General features: G+C 51.1%; 3 protein-coding genes. 2 read left to right on the top strand and 1 reads right to left on the bottom strand.

The genetic code is table 11. The features are described 5' to 3' along the window. The coding region (locus PLA23_RS13250) for a PEGA domain-containing protein (RefSeq protein ID WP_324475512.1) at window positions 1-383 on the top strand (383 nt) is incomplete at its 5' end. A 31-nt stretch (window positions 384-414) separates the two neighbouring features. Beyond that, complete coding sequence (locus tag PLA23_RS13255) at window positions 415-747, top strand: hypothetical protein (protein ID WP_324475513.1); 333 nt, start codon at window positions 415-417, stop codon at window positions 745-747. On the opposite strand, the gene PLA23_RS13260 is transcribed toward PLA23_RS13255, so the two are convergent. After that, window positions 742-1,658: class I SAM-dependent methyltransferase (locus PLA23_RS13260; RefSeq protein WP_324475514.1), on the bottom strand; the 917-nt coding region annotated here is incomplete at its 5' end. The two genes, PLA23_RS13255 and PLA23_RS13260, sit on opposite strands and share 6 nt — an antisense overlap.

The following is a 1,658-nucleotide window of genomic DNA, read 5'->3' on the forward strand; positions in this document are numbered from 1 at the left end:
ATGTTGCCCTGCAGGCAGCACCGGTCCCGGCAGCCATCAATGGAACCCTGAATATCGACTCCCATCCCTCGGGCGCTTTGATATTCCTTGATAATCTCTTTAAAGGAATTTCTCCACTGACCCTCTCATCGGTTCCCTCTGGTGAGCACACCCTGACCCTTCGCATAAACGGATATGATGATGCAATTCGTCAGATCACCATCACCGGCGGGAATTCAACCGATGTACTGATTGAGATGGTACCTGCGTTGCCTGTGACACCGGAACCAGCAGAGACCGCAGTCCCGACGCCGACAAAGGCACCGGCACCTGTATCAGCCCTGTTTGCAGGAGTGATTCTGGCAGCAGTCTTCATTATGAGGCACCAGGGATCCAACCGGTGAGAAGAACTATCCCTTTTTTGGGTGAAGTACTATGGTAATGTATGCTGCTTCTCTTCTGTGCATCTGCTTCATCCTGCTGGGATCAGCCACTATGGCGCTTGCTGATGCGAAGACGGAGCCAGGAAGTAATCTTTCGCCCGTGATAATCTCATTTTCTGCCGCAAGCCCGGTAAAAGATGACCTGATTCATTTTACACTGAACAAAACCAGTAAGTACTCAAAGAATGAATCCATCGAGGCGTATTACAACAACATGAGTGAAGAGACGGATACAAGCCTTCCCAGACTGGTTTTTCTGGGGATACCAATGGAATGTCATTTCTGCATGAATGTTCCCGTCCTTACCCATCTGCGGTTGTCATGACGGGTGTGTTGCTGCGACGGTAATATCATACACCACATGGAACCGGTCCGGTGAGTAGGACCGCACATATCTGTGCTCGATCTGTTCAACCGGGAATTCCCGGAGCGTTTCGAGATACTCATCCTCCTGACTGACCAGGGCATACAGGTGTATCGTCCCGCCAGGCCGTGTCATCTGAAAAGCTGCCTGTACAAAGGATATTGCATGTAACGGGAGGTTCATGATTATCCGGTCTGCCGGATACGGGATGATTTTTGGCAGACTGAGCGCATCTGCAAGGATGGGAACGATATTTTTCTTCTGATTTCGTGCGATATTTTTAACCATGAGAATGACTGCTTCAGGATTGATATCGCCGGCATACACAACCGACGCTTTATCTGCAAGCGTTATGGCAAAGGGCCCGACCCCTGCAAACATATCAATAACCCGTTCCCCATGATGCATCTGATTTCTAATGCGCTGGCGTTCACCGGATAAGCGGGCGGAGAAGTAGGCCAGTGAGAGATCAATACTGAACCGGTGGCCATATTCTGTGTATTCAGTAGCGGTTGTGTCTGCTCCGGCCAGTACTTTGTACCGTTTCGTCCGGTACGGGCCATGAACCGCACTTTCAGCATACAAAACGGTATGATAGGTCTTTTTTGAGGCAAGGATCGCTGCTGCACCGGCCGGATCATCCTCCTGCATGATGGCGATCCCCCCGACCTGCTCAAACCGTGGCAGTTCCTCCTTCTCCGGGACACAGGTAAAAATCTCACATACTGCCCCTTCAGTATGTCCGGATATCGGAATGAGCAGATAATCCCCGTCAGATCTGATACGGCACAACCGGTCAAGAAGCCCCTCCTCAAGGAGCCGTCTGCGGGTCTTCTCACCCTCTGACCGGTGTACCTTCAGACACCAGCGTT

Origin of the sequence: Methanospirillum sp. (genome assembly GCF_035406105.1) — an archaeon.
In the GTDB taxonomy this organism is placed as follows: Archaea; Halobacteriota; Methanomicrobia; order Methanomicrobiales; family Methanospirillaceae; genus Methanospirillum.